We start from the raw sequence: 19114 nt of genomic DNA on the forward strand, positions 1-19114 counted from the left end.
ATGGACGACCACAACTACGATCAGAACCCCACGGTCAGCTCCCTGATGGACAAGGGCAAGAAGTTCGCGAACGCCGAGCAGGTGAAGAAGATCCTGCTGCTGAACACGTCCGGCAAGTCCTCCGCCGAGCGGGGCACCTTCGACGGGTTCCCGAACTCGGAGAAGATGGCCGGCCTGCTGGACCGGGTCCGCGACGCGGCGAGCTACATCCGCGACGTCGAGGACCGTGCCCAGGAGCAGGAGTTCCGCACCCAGGAATTGCTCGACCAAGTGCGCGCCGACATGCAGGCCGCCCGCAGCCAGGTGCAGGCGGCCGAGCAGCGCACGCGGGAGATCCAGGCCCAGGCCAACGCCCTGATCAAGGCCGCCGAGGACCGCGCCCGGGTCGCCGAGGAGCGGGCCGAAACCGCCGAGGGCTGGCTGCGCCGCATCGCCGAGGCGATCGAGTCCGAGTTCGCGCCGGGTTCCGACGAGGCCGCCGCGATCCGCTCCAGCATCGGCCGCGCCGCCGTGGCGTGACGGTCCGCAGGGACAGGGGACCGTCATGCCAGGGATAGACGAAGGATTCTGGGACCAGCTCGACGCCCGCATCGCCGCCACCATCGTCCGGGCGCCGCGGCGCCCCATGCGCCCGCAGGGCCCCATGCGCCCGCAGGCCCCCTTGCGCCCGCAGGGCCCGTCGAACCCGGCGCGGGTGTCGCGGCCCGCGCCGACGATCGAGGCGCAGGCGGACCGGCACCACGTCTCCGACTGGACGGGGCTCGTGGAGACGATCTCGGCGGCCGGTGCCGCCGCGCAGGTGCAGGATGAGCGCCTTCGCGAACGGAATGCCGCCTACGAGGTCCTGGCGAGCGATCTCAGGCGCGCCCTGGACGACGTCGAGCGCTACAAGGGCCTCGTCGCCCAGGCGCAGGCCCAGGCCGAGGCGAAGGCCCGCGAGATCCAGGCCCTGGCGGAGGCCCGGATCAACGCGATCCAGGCCCGTGCCGATGCCCGCGTGCAGCGGGCGGAGGAGCGCGCCCACGCCGCCGACCAGCGGGTGATCGTCGTCGAGGACTGGCTCACCACCTTCGAGGAGGCGAGCCGGAGCCTCCTGCCGGCGCTCCGCGCGCCGATCGCCAAGGCGTCCTAGTGCATCGATCCAGACGGAGGCGTCAGCCGCGTCTGGAAAAATTGATGCAAAAACAAGAAGCTCGGGCAGAGATGCATGAACGGAGTGAATGCGTCACCGCTCTAGCGCCCCTCATGCCTCCCCGGATCGCGGCAGGCGCCCCTCGATCGGGTAGGCCGGATCGTTGTAGCCGGGCGTTGAGGGGTGGCCGACCGCGACATGCGCGTCCACCAGCGCCTCGTCCTCGGCCGTGAAGGCATAAGCGAGGGCGCCGACATATTCCTCCCATTGCGCGAAGGTGCGCGGTCCGGCGATCACCCCCGTCACGAGGCGGTTGTTGAGCACCCAGGCCGTGGCGAACTGCCCGGCGGTGATGCCGCGCGCCTGCGCGTGATCGCGGAACAGGCGGGCGATCCTCAGGGATTCCGGCCGCCACTCGGTCTGCATCATGCGCGTGTCGGCCCGGCCCGCGCGGGTTTCCTGCGGCGGCGGGGCGTCGGGATCGTACTTGCCGGTGAGCACGCCGCGCGCGAGGGGCGAATAGGGGAACACCCCGAGCCCGTAATGGGCGCAGGCCGGCAAATGCTCGGTCTCCGGCATCCGGTTGAAGGCGTTGTAATAGGGCTGGCTCACCACCGGGCGGTCGATGCCGGCCTCGTCGCACAGGCGGCAGATCTCCGCGACGCGCCACGCGCGGTGGTTCGAGACGCCGAAATGGCGGATCTTGCCGGCCCGGACGAGGTCGGCCATCGCCCGCACGGTCTCGGAGAGCGGCGTGCCGTGATCCTCCTTGTGCAGGTAGTAGATGTCGATGAAGTCGGTGCCGAGCCGGCGCAGGCTGTCCTCGACCGCCTTCATGATGTGGACGCGGGAGAGGCCGCCCTCCTGCGGGCCCTTGCCGGTCGGCGTCGCGACCTTGGTCGCCAGCACCCAGGCATGGCGGTCGGCGGCGATGAGCCGGCCGGTGACCTCCTCGGAGCGCCCCTCGGTGTAGACGTTCGCCGTGTCGATGAAATTCACCCCCGCCTCGCGGGCATGGGACACGATCCGGCCGGCATCGGCCTCGTCGGTCGGGCCGCCGAACATCATCGTGCCGAGGCAGATCGGCGAGACCTTGAGGCCGGAGCGGCCGAGACGGCGGTACTGCATGGCGGCGTTGGTCCTTGTCACGCGAGGGCCCAATGTCGGCCGCGTTCTCCCCGCGTCAACCGGCCGGCGGCGTAACCGGGAGCGGCGGCGCGGCGAACTGACCCGCGAGGGGACGGAACGGCCTCCCCGCCGTTACCGTCTCCGTGTCCCAGCAACCGATCCCGATGACGCGCACCGCATCCTTGGCTCCCCACCCGGCTCCCCGGTTCTGGCCCTGGCTCGACAGGGCGGGCCGGCTCTCCTGGCTGAAGCTCGTCCTGTTCCTCGCCTGCCTCGCGCCGGCCTGCGAACTCGCCATCGCCTACCGGCTGGACGCGCTGGGGGCGAAGCCCGTCACCGCGCTGATCCACGGGACAGGCGAATGGGCGGTGCGCTTCCTGCTAGCGGGCCTCGCCATCACGCCCCTGCGGCGCATCGCGGATTGGCCGAAGCTGATCCTGGTGCGGCGGATGCTCGGCGTGACCGCCATGGCCTACGCACTGGCCCACCTCGCCCTGTACGTCGCCGACCAGAATTTCGACCTCGTGAAGGTCGTCTCGGAGATCGCCCTGCGGATCTACCTGACGATCGGCTTCGTCGCCCTGGCCGGGCTGATCGCGCTCGGCGCCACCTCGACGGATGCCGCGATCCGCAACATGGGGCCGAACTGGCACCGGCTGCACCGGCTCGTCTACACGATCACCGTGCTGGGCCTCGTCCACTACTTCCTGCAGGCGAAGATCGACGTCTCCGCGCCGGTCTTCTGGACGGGGGTGTTCCTGCTGCTGATGGGCTGGCGGATCATGCGCAAGTTCCGCCTGCCCGAGCGCCCCTGGGCGCTGCTGCTCCTCGCCATCGCCGCCGCCCTGCTGACGGCGGGGCTGGAGGCGGCGTGGTACGGGCTCGCCAGCGGCGTGCCGGCCAGCCTCGTCCTTGCGGCGAACCTCGATTTCTCCGGCCCGATCCGGCCGGCGTGGTGGGTGCTGGCGGTGGGCCTCGCCCTGCCGGTCACGGCCCTGGTGCGGACCTCGCGCGCCGCCGCCGGCATCCGGGGCGCGGCGCCGCGCTTGTCGCCGCGCGCCTGATGCCGCAGAACCCGCCGGCTCCCCCGCCCTCCCGGCGGGGCGATGGCGGAGTGTTCCGGATGACGCGCGGCCTGCTTCTCCTCCTCGCGGGCGCCCTGTGGCCCGCTGCGGCACTGGCAGCGCCCCCGGCCAAGCCGCCCGCGCCGCCGGTCCAGGCGGCCCCCGCGCCGGTCGCGACGATCTGCACGGTGCCGGCGCCCCCCGCGATCGGCGAGCGGCCCGCCAAGCCGGCCCTGCCGCAGAAGCCCGCCTGCCTCGACGCCAAGGAGGGCTGCCCCGGCTGGGAGGCCTACAGCTACAACGATGCGGTGAAGGTCTATAACACCCAGGCTCAGGCGTTCCGGCCCTTGGCCGAGGCCTATCTCCAAAAGCTCAACGCCTACGTGAAGGCGAGTTCGGCCTACGCCCAGTGCGAGGCCGAGGCGATGCAGAAGTAGGCAGGACGCCGGCCGCGCCGCGAACGGGCGGCCGGCGCCGTCACCTCAGGCCGCCTTGGTGGAGTCGGGCTTCGGGAAGGCGTCCGCGAACGAGTCGGAATTCGACCAGCCCTGCGAGTCGGTGCCGGTGTGGCTCGACGTGTCGTGGTTCCAGGTCTCGGTCACGGTCGAGAAATCGGGGCCGTGCTGCTCGACCACATGCGGCTGGACGCCCCCGAAATCGAACGAACCGTCGTGCGGCAGCGTGAACGAGGTCGGGACCTCGACCTGCGGGATGTCCTGCGCGATCACATCCAGGTCGCCGAACGAGGCGAAGTCTTCGGCGACATCGTCGAAGGTCGGGACCGTCACCTCCGGCGGCAGGTACTGCGCGAGGTGCGACAGCTCCGACAGGCCGTGATTGTAGATCGAGTCGTAGCTGAAGTCGAAGTCTTGGCCAAAGCTCACGGGAAACTCCCAAGCTGGTCAGCCGGTTGCAGAAGTATCAAGCAAACACAACCCGGCCGTTATGAGCCGACATAGCATTCGCTACCGGCATCGAAATCTACTTTTTCCTTATACCGGGAGTCAATACCCCTAAAATCGCCGCATTCAACTCAACAGATCGGCGAATAGTGCGCTCGATACTCAAATATCAGGCCGTGCATCGCGTGCTCCGGGACACTATCCCGGCGAGGCCGGCGGCGGGACATCAGATCCGCGCCGGGGCCTTCTTCAATGCGGCGGCGAAGGCCTTGAGCTGGCGGTTGAGGTCGGCCAGCTCGTTGAGGGCGATGGTCTTGTGACCATCGCGGACCGCGCGCTCGATATCCTCGACCTGCGAGGCGACGAGGCGGCGGAGTGCGGTGGCGACTTGTTCACGGGTCATCGGTCGAGCGTCTTCGCGGAGGATCGGGAGGACGGCCGGACGGGCGGCCAGGCACCTGCCGGTGATAGGCGGGTAGGCTTAACCGTTCGTGTCGCGACGGGCCTCGCCCCCGGATCACGGTCCGCTCGAGCGGGTCCGCATCTCGTCCTTGCGCATCGGCATGGCGTCGATGGTGGCGAACAGGGTCTGCGGCGGGATCGGCTCCTCGGAGACGAGCTTCGCCCCGCCGTCCTTGCCGATCAGCACGGCGCGGAACGCCTCCGGCGGAAGGCGCAGGCGCTTGCGCAGGGCCGTCGCCTCCGGCCCCGTGCCCACCGCTTCCATCACGACGAGGTGCCGCTCGGCGAGGCCCTCGCGCACCGGCCCGAGGGCGGCGCGCTGGGCCTTCAGCCCGGCATCCCCGGCGCTCGGCGCCGAGACCACGAGGATCCGCGCGCGCCAGCGCTGGGCGGCCAGGGGATCACGGGCCGCCGAGGCCCCGAAGGCCAGGGCCGCCAGGCAGAGGCCGGCCACGAACGCACGCATTCCTTCTCTCCCGTCGCAGGACAGGCCCAACGCGCCCGCGCCCCGGTCGTTGCGGATTTGCTTCGGCGGGCCCTGCGCCCCAGATCCGGGGCCCGATCCACCTCTCGCGCATACGGGGTCCCCCATGGCCGCCATGAACCGCCGCATCGTCCTGGCTTCCCGCCCGCACGGCGAACCGAAGCCCGGCGATTTCCGCCTCGAGGAGGTGCCCGTGCCCGAGCCGGGTCCGGGGCAGGTGCTCCTGCGGACGCGATGGCTCTCCCTCGACCCGTACATGCGCGGCCGGATGAGCGCGGCGAAATCCTACGCCGCCCCTGTGGAGATCGGCGCGCCAATCACCGCCGAGACGGTCGGCGAGGTCGTGGCCTCGAACCACCCCGACTACAGGGTCGGCGAGCTGCTCACAGCCTTCGCCGGCTGGCAGGAATACTTCGTCACGGACGGCAAGGGCTCCCGCCGGATCGACCCGGCCGACGCCCCGCCCTCCACGGCGCTGGGCGCCCTCGGGATGCCGGGCATGACCGCCTATACCGGCCTGCTCAACATCGGCCAGCCGAAGGCGGGCGAGACCGTCGTGGTCGCCGCCGCCACGGGGCCGGTGGGCTCCATGGTCGGGCAGATCGCCCGGCTGAAGGGCGCGCGGGCGGTCGGCATCGCGGGCGGGCCGGACAAGTGCCGCTACCTCACCGAGGAACTGGGCTTCGACGCGGCGGTCGACCACCGCGCCCCGGGCTTCGCCGACGCCCTGGCCCGCGCCTGCCCCAAGGGCATCGACGTCTATTTCGAGAATGTCGGCGGGGCCGTGTTCGACGCGGTGCTGCCGCTCCTCAACGACTTCGCCCGCCTGCCGGTCTGCGGCCTCGTCTCGGCCTACAACGCCACCGAGGTGCCCCCCGGGCCCGACCGCCAGCCGGCGCTGATGCGCATGGTGCTGACCAAGCGCCTGCGCATCCAGGGCTTCATCGTGTGGGACTTCGCCGCCCAGGCCGAGGAGTTCCGCCGGGAGGTCGGCGCGTGGATCAAGGACGGGCGTGTGCAGTACCGCGAGGACGTGGTGGAGGGGCTGGAGAAGGCGCCCGAGGCCTTCATCGGCCTGCTCAAGGGCCGCAACTTCGGCAAGCTCGTGGTGCGCGTCTCGTCCTGAGCCCCCGGCCCCGAGGCGGTTTTCCTCTCCGGGACACCGCCTCGGGGCGATTTTCTTCGCCGCGGCGCCCGCACGGCGACACAGTTCTTCCAAATATCCATTGCGCAAAAGATGAGTGCGGCGAACATTTCGCCAGCATCAACCGCCACGCGGCGAGGCTTTTTCTGCCTCTTTGAGCAAAGCCGGAAATATCGTCTGGCGCGACGGCGATCTTTGAAAAGGCATTTCATTGACGGGAATGCCGCCCGGGGCCACCCTTTATGGCGACAACTTGGCCCGGCGGGGGCGGATGCGGACCGGAGTGGCCGGAGCGCACCGCGTCGTCGCGGCCAGACCCACCGGAAAGATCCCGCGATGACACGTCCGAGACTCGTCGGCCTGAGCGCGAACGTCCAGCGCCCCTCCAAGACGCGCACCCTGGTCGACCTGATCGTCCGCGAGGCCGCCGCGCGCGGCCCCGTCGAGACCCGCGTGTTCGACTTCGTGGATGCGGGCACCGGCCTCGGCGCCGCCTGGACGCGGGACCAGCTCTCCCTCCCCGCGCGGCGGCTGGTGGAGGCCATCGAGGAGGCGGACGGGCTCGTCGTCGGCTCGCCGGTCTACAAGGGCAGCTATACCGGGCTGTTCAAGCACCTGTTCGATCTGGTCGATCCCGCCGCGCTGGCGGGCAAGCCGGTCGCCATCGCCGCGACGGGCGGCGGCGCCCGCCACGCGCTGGTGGTGGAGCATTCGTTCCGGCCGCTCTTCGGCTTCTTCGGCGCGCTTCAGGTGCCGGTGACGGTCTACGCCTCGGATTCCGAGTTCACCGACGGCGCCCTCACCGACCAGGGGGTGCGCGAGCGCGTCGGGCTCGCGGGCAGCCTCCTCGCCGACCTGCTGGCGCACCGGGCGGCGGCGGATGCCCCCCTCTCCCTCGCCGCGGCCCGGTGAGCGCCGTGACCCTGCACAGGCGCACCCTGCTGGCCGGGCTCGCCGCCCTGCCGACCCTCAACATGGCCCGCGCGGCGGAGCCGGGCGTGCTGCGCATCGGCTACCAGAAGAACGGCATCCTCGTCGTCGCCAAGCAGCAGCGGGCGATCGAGGCCGCCCTCGAACCCCTCGGCCACACGGTGACGTGGGTCGAGTTCTCCTTCGGGCCGCCGCTCCTCGAAGCCCTGTCCCTCGGCGGGATCGATCTGGGCCAGACCGGCGATGCGCCGCCGATCTTCGCGCAGGCCGCGAAATCCACCCTCGTCTACGCCGCCGCGCAGGAATCGGGCGGCTCGGGCTCCGGCATCCTGCTGCCGAAGGGCTCGACCATCGGGAGCCTCGCGGAGCTGAAGGGCAAGCGCGTCGCCTTCGCCAAGGCGTCGAGCGCCCACAACCTCACGGTGGCGGCGCTGGAGAAGGCCGGGCTGTCCTACGCGGACATCGAGCCCGTGACGCTCGCCCCCGCCGACGCGGCCGCCGCCTTCTCGCGCGGCAGCATCGACGCCTGGACGATCTGGGACCCCTATTTCGCCATCGCTGAGGCGGGCGAGGGCGTGCGGGTGCTGGCCAACGCCAACGACATCGCCCCGCAGAACAACTTCTTCCTGGCGAGCCGCGCCCTCGCGACGGAGCGGGCCCCCGTGCTGTCCGCCGCCATCGCCACCCTCGGCCGGGTGGCCGAGTGGTGCACCCGGAACCGGGGCGAGGTCGCCGCCCTGCTCTCGCAGGGGACCGGCGTGCCCCTGCCCGCTACGAGGCGGGCGGTGGACCGCACCGATTACGTGATCGGCCCGATGAACCCGCGCGTCACCGCCGCGCAGCAGGCCATCGCCAACCGCTTCCACGCCCTGAAGCTCATCCCCCGCCCGATCCGCGTCGCCGACGCGGTGTGGACGGCGCCCGACCGCAACGGCTGATCCCGATGACCCAGACGAAAGCCCTGTCTCCCGGCGCCGATGCGGGCCCGAGCCGGCGCCTACTCCTTTCCGCCGGCCTCGGGCTCGCGGCCTCCTTCGCCTTGCGCCCCGCCCGCGCGGCCGACGGCATCGTGCGGATCGGCTACCAGAAATACGGTTCCCTCGTGCTGCTGAAGGGACGCGGCGCCCTGGAGCAAGCCCTGAAGCCCCTCGGCTATGCGGTCGAATGGTCGGAATTCCCCTCCGGCCCGCCGCTGATGGAGGCGCTGAACGCCGGGGCCATCGATTTCGGCTCGGCCGGCGAGGCGCCGCCGATCTTCGCCCAGGCGGCGAGCACGGAACTCCGCTACGTCGCCGCCGAGCCGCCGGCCCCGAGGGGCGAGGCGATCCTCGTGCCCAAGGACAGCCCGATCAAGGATCTCGCGGACCTGCGCGGGCGGACCATCGCCCTCAACAAGGGCTCGAACGTCCACTTCCTGCTGGTGCGCGCCCTGGAGAAGGCGGGCATCCCCTACGACGCGGTGAAGCTCGCCTTCCTCGCCCCGGCGGACGCCAACGCCGCGTTCCTGCGCGGCGCCGTCGATGCCTGGGCAATCTGGGACCCCTACCTCGCCGCCGCCGAGCGCTCCACGGGGGCGCGGGTGCTGGCCGACGGCCAGGGCCTGGCGCCGAACCGGCAATTCTACCTCTCCCGGCGCGGCTTCACCGACGCGAGCCCCGCGATCGTCACGGAGGTTCTGAAGGCGATCGGCGAGGTCGATACCTGGGCCGAGGGCCATGCCGAGACGGTGGCGGCCGACCTCGCCCCCTCGGTCGGCATCCCCGCGCCGGTGCTGCGCGTGGCTCTGGAGCGCCTGTCCTACGGCGTCGCGCCCCTCGACGCGGCGGCGGTGGACGACCAGCAGAAGGTGGCGGACGCGTTCCACGCACTGGGCCTGCTGCCGAAGCCCATCCGCGTCGCGGACGCGGTGTGGAATGCCCCGAAGAAGGCCGCCAGCCGATGAGCCGCGCCCTCACCCTGTCGCGCCTGCGCGACGCCACGGTGCCCTGGCTCTTGCCGGCGGCGCTGGTCATCGGCTGGCAGGCCGCCGTCTCCACCGGGCTCGTCTCGAACCGCTTCATGCCCGCCCCCCTCGACGTGGCCCGCGCCGGCTACGACGCCGCGCGGACGGGCGAGCTCTGGACCAATCTCGGCGTCAGCACCCTGCGCGCCCTGGCGGGCTTCGCGGTCGGCGGCGGCATCGGGTTCGCCCTCGGCCTCGCCAACGGGCTGTCGCGCCTGTCCGAGACCTTGACCGACACCTCCGTGCAGATGGTGCGCAACGTGCCCCACCTGTCGCTGATCCCCCTGGTGATCCTGTGGTTCGGCATCGGCGAGGAGGCGAAGCTGTTCCTCGTGGCGCTCGGCGTGTTCTTCCCGATCTACGCCAACACGCTGCACGGCATCCGCTCGGTGGATCCGGCGCTGGTGGAGATGGGCCGGGTCTACGGCATGTCCCGGGCGGAGCTGTTCCGCCGGGTGGTGCTGCCGGGCGCCCTGCCCTCGATCTTCGTGGGCTTGCGCTACGCGCTCGGCATCATGTGGCTGACGCTGATCGTCGCCGAGACGATCTCGGCCTCCTCCGGCCTCGGCTACATGGCGATGCAGGCGCGCGAGTTCATGCTCGTGGACGTCGTGGTGCTGGCGATCCTGATCTACGCGGCGCTGGGCAAGCTCGCGGACACCCTCACCCGGGCGCTGGAACGCAGCTGCCTGTCCTGGAACCCCGCCTACAGGAGCGCCTGATGCTGCTCGACGCCGTGAGCCGGGACGCGCTCCCCGCCTCCGCCTCCGCCCCCGCCGCCCCCCGCACGGCACCGCCTCCCCGCCCGGCCGGGCGGGGCCTCTCCGTCACCGTGAACGGCCTGCACAAGAGCTTCGACGGCAACCCCGTCATCACCGGGCTCGACCTGTTCCTGCCGGCCGGCAGCTTCACGGCCATCGTCGGCCGCTCCGGCTGCGGCAAGAGCACCCTGCTGCGCACGATCCTCGGATTGGAGCGCCCCAGCGCGGGCCGCGTCACCGTCGAGGCGCCCTCGGCCGCCTCGGCCCGTGCGGCCCCACCCCGGCGGATCATGTTCCAGGAGCCGCGCCTGCTGCCCTGGGCGAGCGTGCTCGACAACGTCGCCGTGGGCCTGACGGGGCTCGGCCCCCGCACGGAGCGCCGCGACCGGGCGCAGGCGGCGCTCGCCGAGGTCGGCCTCGCGGACAAGGCGGGGCAATGGCCCGCCACCCTCTCCGGCGGGCAGCGCCAGCGCGTCGCCCTGGCCCGCGCCCTGGTGAGCGGGCCGGGCCTGCTCGCCCTCGACGAGCCGCTGGGCGCCCTCGACGCCCTGACGCGGATCGGGATGCAGGACCTGATCGAGCGCATCTGGCGGACGCAAGGGTTCACCGCCCTCCTCGTCACCCACGACGTGAGCGAGGCGGTGGCGCTCGCCGACCGCATCCTCGTGATGGAGGATGGCGGCGTCGCCCTCGACCTGCGGGTCGACGTGCCCCGCCCCCGCCGCCGGGGCGAGCCGGACCTCGCGCGCCTGGAAGGGCGCATCCTCGACCATCTCCTCGGCGCCCCGCAGGCTGCCTGAGTAAGGACCAAGCACCATGACCCAACCGCATGACGGGCGCGCCGACGTCCTCTGGTTCCTCCCGACCCACGGCGACGGGCGCTACCTCGGCGCCTCCGAGGGCGCGCGGGAGGTGTCCCTCCCCTATCTCCGGCAGATCGCCCAGGCCGCCGACGAGCTCGGCTATTTCGGCGTGCTGCTGCCGACCGGGCGCTCCTGCGAGGATTCGTGGGTGGTGGCCTCGGCCCTCGCCCCCCTGACGCGGGACCTGCGCTTCCTCGTGGCCGTGCGGCCCGGTTTGCAGGAGCCCTCCGCCGCCGCGCGCATGGCCGCGACCCTCGACCGGATCTCGAACGGCCGCCTGCTCATCAACGTCGTGACCGGCGGCGATCCCGTGGAACTGGCCGGCGACGGCGTGTTCCTCTCGCACGACGAGCGCTACGCGGTGACGGACGAGTTCCTGCACATCTGGCGCGGCCTCGTGGCCGGGGAGACGGTCAGCTTCGAGGGCAAGCACCTGCGGGTGGAGAACGGGCGGGTGATCTTCCCCTCCGTCCAGAAGCCCTATCCGCCGCTCTATTTCGGCGGCTCCTCACCCGCCGGCATGACGGTCGCCGCCGAGCATTGCGACGTCTACCTGACCTGGGGCGAGCCCCCGGCCCAGGTCGCGGAGAAGATCGCCGCCGCGAAGGAGGCCGCCGCCGCGAAGGGCAAGACCTTCTCCTACGGCATCCGCCTGCACGTCATCGTCCGCGAGACCGAGGCCGAGGCCTGGGAGGCCGCCGAGCGGCTGATCTCGCGCGTGGACGACGCCACCATCGCCAAGGCGCAGGAGACCCTGAAGCGCCAGGATTCCGTCGGCCAGAGCCGCATGATGGCCCTGCACGGAGGCAAGCGCGACAAGCTCGTCGTCTCGCCGAACCTCTGGGCCGGCGTCGGGCTGGTGCGCGGCGGGGCGGGCACGGCCCTCGTCGGCTCGGCCGATCAGGTCGCCGACCGGATGAAGGAGTACATCGACCTCGGGATCGACCGGTTCATCCTCTCCGGCTACCCGCATCTGGAGGAGGCCTACCGCTTCGCGGAGCTGGTCTTCCCCAAGCTCCCCTTGCGCGAGACCACCGGTCGCGCCGCAAGCAAGGCCCGCAACGACGGCCCGTTCGGCGAGATCATCGCCAACGACCTCGTGCCGCAGCGGCAGGTGTCGGCGAGCTAGGACGGGGATACGCCGTCATTTTCAGCAATCGACCTCATCCTGAGGTGCCCGCGCCAGCGGGCCTCGAAGGAGGGCTTCAGGGATCACGGAGCCTTCTGGAGCCCTCCTTCGAGGCGGCTTGCGCCGCACCTCAGGATGAGGGGGGGGAATGGGATGAGGAGGGCGGTGGCAAACCCGCGCCTGCATCTTTATCTGAAGGAGGCTCCCGCGCCGCCTTCGGATGCCGCCCGTGATTCCGACCCCGCTCGCATTCCTCGCCTCCGGTGTGATGCTCGCCCTCGTGGCGGCGGGCACGGGCGCGATCATGCTGCAGCAGGGCTCGTCCTTCAGCCATCCGCGGCGGGTCGGCGGGCCGTTCGCCCTCGCCGACCTCGACGGCAAGCCGGTGACGGAGGCGGACCTGAAGGGCAAGCCGACCGCCCTGTTCTTCGGCTTCACCCGCTGCCCGGACGTGTGCCCCACTACCCTCTCGACGCTGTCGAGCGTGCTCGGCCGGATGGGCAAGGACGGCGACAAGCTGAACGTCGTCTTCGTCACCCTCGACCCCAGCCGCGACACCCCTGACGTGGTGCGCGAGTACCTGACTTCGTTCGATCCGCGCATCCGCGCCCTCACGGGAACGCAGGCCGAAGTGGACCGGATGGCCGACCTCTTCCACGTCCATGTGAAGCGCATCGCCGGCAAGGACGGCGACTACACGCTGGAGCACAGCGCGGCCGTCGAACTCTTCGACCGGACGGGCAAGGTCGTCGGGGAGATCGGCTACAACGAGGAGGAGGCCTCCGCCCTCGCCAAGCTGATCACCCTGGCCTTCCCCGGCCAATGCCATCCCGGCGGCGGCGTCAGCCTCTGGGACGGGGCGGCGGATGGGACCTGCCGCCCCTCGTGAGGGTCCGCCTCAGAACGACAGCTTCATCCCCCCGGTGATGGTGCGCGGCGCGCCGGCATAGACCGAGCCCGTCGTGGTCGCGAGCACGCCTGCCCCGTTCTGGAACCCGGTCGTCCCGCTGATCGTGTTCGCGAGGTTCTGCGCCGAGGCGACGTAGACCGTGTCGAACAGGTTGCGGACTTCGAGATAGAGGTTCAGCCGCTTGGCATAGCCGCCGGTCAGCGCGGTCTCGTAATGGACGTTGGCGTTGACGATGGTATAGCCCGGCGCCTTCAGCAGGTTGGCGTTGTCGATGTAGAAGTCGTCCTGGAAGACGGTCTCCACGAAGGCGCCGAGCCCGGCCAGCGGGCCGGTCGGCACGTCGTAGCCGATCCGCGCCAGAAGCTGGTGCGCCGGCACGCCGGGGATGGTGTTGCCGGCCCGGTCGAACGCCCGCGTGAGGCTCCCGGCGCTGATCTGCTCGACGTAGCGCGTGTAGACCTGATCGTTGAACCCGTAGGCGGCATAGGCCCGCCAGCCGGGGGCGAAGGCCCAATCCGCCCCGAACTCGATGCCGCGATGTTCCGAGGCCGGCGCGTTGAACGTGTAGGCGAGGAGCCCCGCGCCGGGGGATTGCGAGACCAATTCGTTGCGGAAGAACTCGTAGAAGCCGGTGAGGCTGAAGGTGAGGCCCGGCTGCGGGGTCCAGTCCGCACCGAGGTCGAAGCCCAGATTCTCCTGCGTCTTCAACTGCGTGTTGTTGCCCGGCAGGCCCGCCGGGGTGATGAACAGGTTCGAGGCGGCCGGCGTGGTGTAGCCGGTCGCCGCGCGGGCGCGCAGCTGCCACGCCTCGCTCGCCCGGTAGACGAGCGCCAGTTCCGGCGCCGTGTTGAGGAACTGCCGGTCCGTGTCGCCGACGGTGCGGGTGATGCCGCTGGCCGCGTAGCTGTAGGCGAGGTTGCGCCCGGTGATGCGGGTCGATTCCGCGCTGATCCCGGCCACCGCCGTCAGCCGGTCGGTGAGCGCCACCTCCATCCGCGCCCGCCCGCCGAGATTGTCCTGCACGGCAGTCTGATCGCCGATCAGCCCCCCGAGGCTCGGGCCGCCATAGGGCGCGCGGGTGTAGGTCGCGATGTGATTGTCGATGCGGTTGTAGGCCAGCGCCACGTAGCCCACCGCCGGCAGGCCGAAGAGGTCACCGCGCCGGGTCAGGTCGGTGAGGAAGTTCCACGACGGGTACGAGCCGGTCGAGGAGGTCGTGTAGAACGGCTGGTCGAAGTTGCGCTCATCGAAGCCGAGTTGCGTCCGCCACGTCGTGTCGGCGTCGAAATCGTGCTCGTAGCGCAGGGCCACCACGGTGCGGCGGTCGCTGCGCTGGAGGGCGGCCTCGCTCGCCGTCACCGGCACGGTGCGCCCGAAGGCCCCGTTCACGAAGTAATTGTAGGTCGTGCAGCCCGGCGCCGCGTTCAGCGCCGAGGCGCAGCCCAGCTGGTACGGGTTGATCCCGTACTGCGCCAGGGACGATCGCGCCGCGAGGTTGGCGTGCAACTCGTTGTTGATGACCTTCAGGGTGAAGCGGTTGTCCGGCGTCGGGGTATAGCTCGCCAGCAGGTTGATCGTCTGCGTGTCGTAGGAGGAATGGTCCTGATAGCCGTTCCCGCGCACGTCGCTGGCGAACAGGCTGATCTCGAACGGGCCGCTCACCCCGCCGACCGTGAAGTAGTTCGACAGGTAGCCGAACGAGCCGGCATCGACGCCGTACTCGTAGCCGTCGATCTCCCGGCCGGTGCGGGTGCGGAAGGCGATGGCGCCGCCCGTGGCGTAATTGCCGAACAGCGCCGATTGCGGCCCCCGGAACACGTCGATCCGGCTGTAGGCGCGCGGATCGGTGAGATCGAACCGCGCGGCGCCGTCCGGCTGGGTGAGGATGAACCCGTCCTCCAGCACGACCGTGTTCTTGATGACGCCGGTCGAGCGGGCGTTGTTGCCGCGGATCGAGACGATGACGTCCCGCGCGCCGTTGCCCTGGCGCACGGTCACGCCGGGACTGTTGATCAGCACCGAGCCGATGCTCGTCGCCGGCCGGTCGGCGATGGTGTTCGCGCGGCCGATGGCGGTGACGACCTGCCCCACCGGCTGGTCGATCACCACCGATGAGCTGTTGGGCGGGGCGGCGACGCCGAAGGACCGGACGTTGGCCGGGCCGCCTTCGCCCGTGACGGAGAGTTCGTCGAGGGTCACGGCCTCCTGCGCCCGCGCGGGCGAGGCGCCGATGAGGCACGCGCCGCAGAGGAGCGCAGCCGGTGCCGCGCGGCGCACCGCGACCCGCCGGAGGGCGAGGTCGAGGCCGAGCATGACGAGGATCGCGAGGCCGGTGAGCGGAAACAGGGCGCCGAGCCCGATCACCAGGGCGGTGACGCCCGCCATCACCCGCCTGTCGCGGGGCCAGGGCGGGGCGCCGAGGCTGCCCTTCGGCCGCCGCTTCCACCACATCGTGCCCGCCGTGACGGAGAGCAGGATCGTGGCGAGGCAGAAGGCCAGCATGGCGAACTGGTTCGCCCGCCCCAAATACTGGCCGAGATGGATGCCGATCCCGTACTGGATCAGCCGCCCCACGGGGCCGAGTTCGCGGAAGGGCACGTCGACCAGGGGCGTGCCGGAATACTGGTCGAGGGAGACCACCCGCTGGCGGGCGACGTCCTTCGGATAGACCGCCGCCGCGTAGACCCCCTGCGGCCCCATCGGCAGGGAGAGTTCGTAGCCGCGCGGCATCCCGAGGCGGCCGAGGATCGCGGCGGCCTCGTCGATGCCGATGGGCTTGCCCGAGGCGGTGGATCGCGGGACCGGCGCGTCCCGCATGGTCCAGCCGGTGGCGTCGAGCACCTGTCCCATCGGGACGGTCGAGACCGGCTTGCTCGCCCAGAGGATCGTCGGCTGGCCGAGGCCGGCGACGTTCGACCAATGACGGAGCTGGTCGCCCCACCAGACCGACCAGGGCAGGCCCGTCAGCGCCAGGAAGAGCAGCCCGCCCCCCGCGACGACGCCCGTGACCGCGTGGAGATCCCGCCACCAGACCCGGCGGCGGGGCGTGGCGCGGATCGTCACGACCCCGCCCTCCTGCCCGCGCGGCCACCACAGGTAGAGGCCCGTGAGCACGAGGATGATCGCGAAGCCGGCGACGATCTCGATGATCCCGTTCGCCAGCGGCCCGAAATAGGCGAGGCTGTGCAGGCGCTTCACCACGGTGAAGAACTCGGAATCCCGGTCCACCGTGTCGAGGACGGTGCCGTCGGCGGGGTCGAGATAGACGAGGATCCGGCGCGGCCCCTCGGCCAGCGTCACCACGGCCGAGGCATCGGGCCGGGCGGGATCGGTAAAGGAGAGCGGCGTGCCGCCGGGGACCGCCTGCATCGCCTCGAAGATCAGCCGATCCGGCCCCAGCGGCCTGGCAGCGGGCGCCACGATGCTGCGGCCCGCGAAGACGGTGGCGTTGATCTCGTCCTTGAAGAGGTAAAGCGCCCCCGTCGCGGACAGGGTGACGAGGAAGGGCAGGCACAACAGCCCGGCATAGAAGTGCCAGCGCCAGACGGCGCGATAGATGGCATCGCGCGAGACGCGCGTGGCCTGCGCGACGCCGAGCGGGCGGGCGCTGCCGGAAAGCGAGAGCGACATGACGATTGGTCCGTGAATGAGCGATCGGGAAAGGATCGTTCAGACGGACGGCGGACCTCGGGAGGAGACGGCGCGGTTCGGCGGGCCGCGCACGGGCGGCCGCTCGGCGACGCGCCACACCGGCGCCACGTCGCGGCGGGGTGGGACGACGAGGGCGACGGCCTCCGGGACCGGCGCGACGAGGGGCTGGGCAAGATGGGCCGCGAGGCAGCAGAGTTGCTGCGGACAGGGCGTGCCCTCGTCGGCCGGGCCGCCGTCATGGGCGGCGCAGATCACCCCGTCGGCGTTGAGGAACGTCGGGACGGGCTGGATCGAGACGAGGAAGACCTGAAGCAGCAGGCCGTAGAGCGCGGCCACGGTGATGACCGCGCGGCATCGAGCCGATCGGTCTGAGGGCCTGCGCATGGAGCTTAACTAGGCGGGAGAATCGGTCCGCGTCAACGCCCCGCGTGGCCTCGTGCGGTCAGCGTTTCCATACCCCGAGGCGCTCGCTGCGGGCGTGGTCCTCGGCGGCCACGAGTTCGGGGCTCGCCTCGGGGGAGGCCCGGCCGCCGCCGTTGTAGAGCACCACTTCCGAGAGGTCGCGGCCATCGACGGTGCAATTCATGTTCTCGCTGCCCGGCGCCGGCTGGCAGCTCACCGTGCGCCCGCCGATGTAGCGGGCGAGTTCGTCCGCCTGCCCGCCGCGCACCCATTCGACGCCGAACAGGTGCAGCAGCTTGCCGCCGACCTTCAGGGTCGCGGTGTCGATCACCTGCACCGTGCCGGTGATCGCGTTGGCGGCGGGGGGCGGGGCGTCGGGCTCGGGGTCGCCCCGTCCGTCGCCTTCCGGCGGCGGCGTCACGTTGTCCGGCACCGAGGGGGCGCGGGCGGTCTGGGCCGGCTCCGGCGCCGTGGTGGGCGTAGGCGCGGTCTGGGCCTGCCGCGTGGCCGGGGGCTGCGTCGTCTCCGGCGAGCGGGGGGCGCTCACGATCACCGCCAGGAGCACCATGGCGCCCGTCGCCACGGCGGCGGCGCCGAGCCAGAACCCGCCGCGATGCCCGTCCGCGTCCCCTGCGGTGATCCGGTCGCGCAGGGAGCCGACGCGCTCGCCCAGCGCCTCGCGGACGTTGCCGCCCGCCTCGCCGTCCCGCTGCAGGCGGCCCTTCAGGGTCGCGAAAACCCCGGCGGCCGAGCGAGCCAGGGCCCGGCCCTGCACGGAGGAATGTTCGGCGAGCGAGCGCGCCCGCTCCGATTGCGAGCCGATGAAGCGCGCCGTGGCGGCCCGCATCTCTGAGGCCTGTGCCGCGAGGGCGGATTCCGCCGCCGGCTTGGCCTCGGGCTCGGGGGCCGGCTCCGGCTCGGGGGCCAGGAACAGGCCGGGATGCTTGGTGCGCTGCTCGGCGACGAGGTCGGCCAGGGTGAAGGGGCGTGCCTCGGCCCCCTCTCCCGCCGCGTGAACGCGCGGGGCGCCGTGCCGGTCGAGGACGTGGTAGCCGGGTTCGCCCTCCTGCGGCTCCAGGGCCGCCTGGAGGATCAGGAGCAGGGTGCGCTCGGCCACCGGATGCGGCCGCGCCTTGCGGATCTCGGCGAGGATGACCTCGCGCAGGGCGGCACGCTCCGGCGCGTCGAGCCGGGGATGCGCCGCCGCCTTCTCCTGATCCGCCGCGACTGTCGAAGCCGTCATCCGCCCCTGCCTGCTGCTCCCGCCGGCCGGGAGGGCGGGCGGGGAACGATGGGAGGCTCTTAGCCCCTGCCTGCGGACGGGGCCAGGGTCTCGGCCCGCGCCTGGCCGGCGCCGTCCCGGTGCAGCACCCGCCCGCTCTCGGCGACGATGACCGGGCGCTGACCGGCGAAGCTCACTTCGAGCACCAGTTCGGACGCGCCCCGCGACACCGCGCCTCGCTGCGGGTTGGCGGCACGGAAATCGACGATGGCCCGCACGATGCAGGTCGCCCCGTCGGGGGTGCAGCGGGTGCTGAAGGCGCGGGCCGCGTAGCGCCGCTCCGGCCAGCGCCGCACGAAGCCGCGCTTCTCGTCGAGGAGCCCGGCAAGCGTGGTCGGGCGACCGTAGAAGCGGACGCGGGTGCCGTAGAAGCGCGGCGTGGCCCCGACCATCTCATCGCCCGACGAGGAGACCACCGAGAGGTAATCCATCGCGAGCGCCTGGGCGGCCTCGACCCGCCCGGCGGGCGCGGGGGCCTGCGCCACCGGCGCGGCGACCGGGCCCGCGGCGGGGGTGTCGGCGAGGCGGGTCGCGCGGCGGGCGTGCCGGTGGCGCGGCGCCGGGCGCTCGACCTCGGCCTGACGCGTCAGGCGCTTGGGACGGGCGGCCGGGGCGGCGGCGGCCTTGGTCGGCGGCGCCTCGGGGGCGGCCTTCGCGGGCGCCTCGGCCGCCGGAGCGGGCTTCGGCGCGGCCGGGGCGGATTTCGGCGGATCGACCCAGGCGCGTGGATCGGCCGAGGCCGGCAGCGCGAGCAGGGGCAGCACGAGCCCCAGGGCCGTGGCCAGGGGGCGGAAGGGAATGGGGGAGGCGCGCATGGGACCGGCCCGACCGAAGCGAGGGGGGAGGCTCTAGGGGGGAAAACGCGCCC

Annotated in this window: 20 protein-coding genes and 1 pseudogene; 12 read left to right on the plus strand and 9 right to left on the minus strand. The window is 71.9% G+C overall.

What is annotated here, in order from left to right:
* Together ACXJ1Y_RS15065 and ACXJ1Y_RS15070 are read left to right on the plus strand one after the other, a co-directional pair.
* On the plus strand, window positions 1-519 hold the full coding sequence (locus ACXJ1Y_RS15065) for a hypothetical protein (protein ID WP_463847006.1): 519 nt from the start codon (window positions 1-3) through the stop codon (window positions 517-519).
* 25 nt (window positions 520-544) lie between these two features.
* Entirely contained in the window at window positions 545-1132 is a 588-nt protein-coding gene (locus ACXJ1Y_RS15070) for a hypothetical protein (protein ID WP_463847007.1), read from the plus strand.
* Between the two features lie 111 nt (window positions 1133-1243).
* Here ACXJ1Y_RS15070 and ACXJ1Y_RS15075 read toward each other — a convergent pair whose 3' ends face one another.
* Entirely contained in the window at window positions 1244-2260 is a 1017-nt protein-coding gene (locus ACXJ1Y_RS15075) for an aldo/keto reductase (RefSeq protein WP_463847008.1), read from the minus strand.
* A gap of 164 nt (window positions 2261-2424) precedes the next feature.
* On the opposite strand from ACXJ1Y_RS15075, the gene msrQ reads away from it, so the two are divergent.
* Complete coding sequence (msrQ, locus tag ACXJ1Y_RS15080; protein ID WP_463847009.1) at window positions 2425-3324, plus strand: protein-methionine-sulfoxide reductase heme-binding subunit MsrQ; 900 nt, start codon at window positions 2425-2427, stop codon at window positions 3322-3324.
* Between the two features lie 59 nt (window positions 3325-3383).
* Window positions 3384-3761 carry a hypothetical protein gene (locus ACXJ1Y_RS15085; protein ID WP_463847010.1) on the plus strand — a complete coding sequence of 126 codons (378 nt, stop codon included), beginning with the start codon at window positions 3384-3386 and terminating at the stop codon, window positions 3759-3761.
* A 45-nt stretch (window positions 3762-3806) separates the two neighbouring features.
* Here ACXJ1Y_RS15085 and ACXJ1Y_RS15090 read toward each other — a convergent pair whose 3' ends face one another.
* The 3 genes from ACXJ1Y_RS15090 to ACXJ1Y_RS15100 form a co-directional block, all read right to left on the minus strand.
* Complete coding sequence (locus ACXJ1Y_RS15090) at window positions 3807-4208, minus strand: hypothetical protein (RefSeq protein ID WP_463847011.1); 402 nt, start codon at window positions 4206-4208, stop codon at window positions 3807-3809.
* Between the two features lie 244 nt (window positions 4209-4452).
* Window positions 4453-4629: a hypothetical protein gene (locus ACXJ1Y_RS15095; RefSeq protein WP_243930532.1), complete on the minus strand. Its 177-nt coding sequence runs from the start codon at window positions 4627-4629 to the stop codon at window positions 4453-4455.
* A gap of 114 nt (window positions 4630-4743) precedes the next feature.
* Window positions 4744-5154, minus strand: a complete 411-nt coding sequence (locus ACXJ1Y_RS15100) for a DUF4174 domain-containing protein (protein WP_463847012.1) — start codon at window positions 5152-5154, stop codon at window positions 4744-4746.
* A gap of 124 nt (window positions 5155-5278) precedes the next feature.
* Between ACXJ1Y_RS15100 and curA the strand changes: the two genes are divergently transcribed.
* From curA to ACXJ1Y_RS15140, 8 genes are all read left to right on the plus strand, one after another.
* A complete protein-coding gene (gene curA, locus ACXJ1Y_RS15105; RefSeq protein ID WP_463847013.1) occupies window positions 5279-6298 on the plus strand; it encodes an NADPH-dependent curcumin/dihydrocurcumin reductase in 1020 nt (339 codons plus the stop codon).
* Between the two features lie 354 nt (window positions 6299-6652).
* Window positions 6653-7228 (plus strand): FMN reductase, encoded by a 576-nt coding sequence (msuE, locus tag ACXJ1Y_RS15110; RefSeq protein WP_463847014.1) that lies wholly within the window; start codon window positions 6653-6655, stop codon window positions 7226-7228.
* 62 nt (window positions 7229-7290) lie between these two features.
* Entirely contained in the window at window positions 7291-8184 is an 894-nt protein-coding gene (locus ACXJ1Y_RS15115; protein WP_463850126.1) for an aliphatic sulfonate ABC transporter substrate-binding protein, read from the plus strand.
* Between the two features lie 5 nt (window positions 8185-8189).
* A complete protein-coding gene (locus ACXJ1Y_RS15120; RefSeq protein WP_463847015.1) occupies window positions 8190-9188 on the plus strand; it encodes a sulfonate ABC transporter substrate-binding protein in 999 nt (332 codons plus the stop codon).
* On the plus strand, window positions 9185-9970 hold the full coding sequence (locus tag ACXJ1Y_RS15125; protein ID WP_463847016.1) for an ABC transporter permease subunit: 786 nt from the start codon (window positions 9185-9187) through the stop codon (window positions 9968-9970). The genes ACXJ1Y_RS15120 and ACXJ1Y_RS15125 overlap by 4 nt, the downstream gene beginning before the upstream one ends.
* Window positions 9970-10809, plus strand: coding sequence for an ABC transporter ATP-binding protein (locus tag ACXJ1Y_RS15130; RefSeq protein ID WP_463847017.1), 840 nt, complete (start codon window positions 9970-9972; stop codon window positions 10807-10809). The genes ACXJ1Y_RS15125 and ACXJ1Y_RS15130 overlap by 1 nt, the downstream gene beginning before the upstream one ends.
* 16 nt (window positions 10810-10825) lie before the next feature.
* Complete coding sequence (gene ssuD, locus ACXJ1Y_RS15135) at window positions 10826-12001, plus strand: FMNH2-dependent alkanesulfonate monooxygenase (protein ID WP_463847018.1); 1176 nt, start codon at window positions 10826-10828, stop codon at window positions 11999-12001.
* Window positions 12002-12230: 229 nt separating this feature from the next.
* A complete protein-coding gene (locus ACXJ1Y_RS15140; protein WP_463847019.1) occupies window positions 12231-12890 on the plus strand; it encodes an SCO family protein in 660 nt (219 codons plus the stop codon).
* Between the two features lie 9 nt (window positions 12891-12899).
* Here the strand turns inward: ACXJ1Y_RS15140 and ACXJ1Y_RS15145 are convergent, their stop codons facing one another.
* The 5 genes and pseudogenes from ACXJ1Y_RS15145 to ACXJ1Y_RS15165 form a co-directional block, all read right to left on the minus strand.
* Window positions 12900-15188, minus strand: a complete 2289-nt coding sequence (locus ACXJ1Y_RS15145; RefSeq protein WP_463850127.1) for a TonB-dependent receptor family protein — start codon at window positions 15186-15188, stop codon at window positions 12900-12902.
* A pseudogene (locus ACXJ1Y_RS15150) lies at window positions 15177-16541 on the minus strand (PepSY-associated TM helix domain-containing protein); the annotation flags it as partial. The gene ACXJ1Y_RS15145 and the pseudogene ACXJ1Y_RS15150, both read right to left, overlap by 12 nt.
* A gap of 39 nt (window positions 16542-16580) precedes the next feature.
* Window positions 16581-16898 carry a hypothetical protein gene (locus tag ACXJ1Y_RS15155; RefSeq protein ID WP_463847020.1) on the minus strand — a complete coding sequence of 106 codons (318 nt, stop codon included), beginning with the start codon at window positions 16896-16898 and terminating at the stop codon, window positions 16581-16583.
* A 106-nt stretch (window positions 16899-17004) separates the two neighbouring features.
* On the minus strand, window positions 17005-18207 hold the full coding sequence (locus tag ACXJ1Y_RS15160) for a thermonuclease family protein (RefSeq protein ID WP_463847021.1): 1203 nt from the start codon (window positions 18205-18207) through the stop codon (window positions 17005-17007).
* Between the two features lie 59 nt (window positions 18208-18266).
* On the minus strand, window positions 18267-19061 hold the full coding sequence (locus tag ACXJ1Y_RS15165; RefSeq protein ID WP_463847022.1) for a hypothetical protein: 795 nt from the start codon (window positions 19059-19061) through the stop codon (window positions 18267-18269).
* Window positions 19062-19114 lie beyond the last annotated feature (53 nt).

The organism is Methylobacterium sp. TK26, assembly GCF_055361565.1.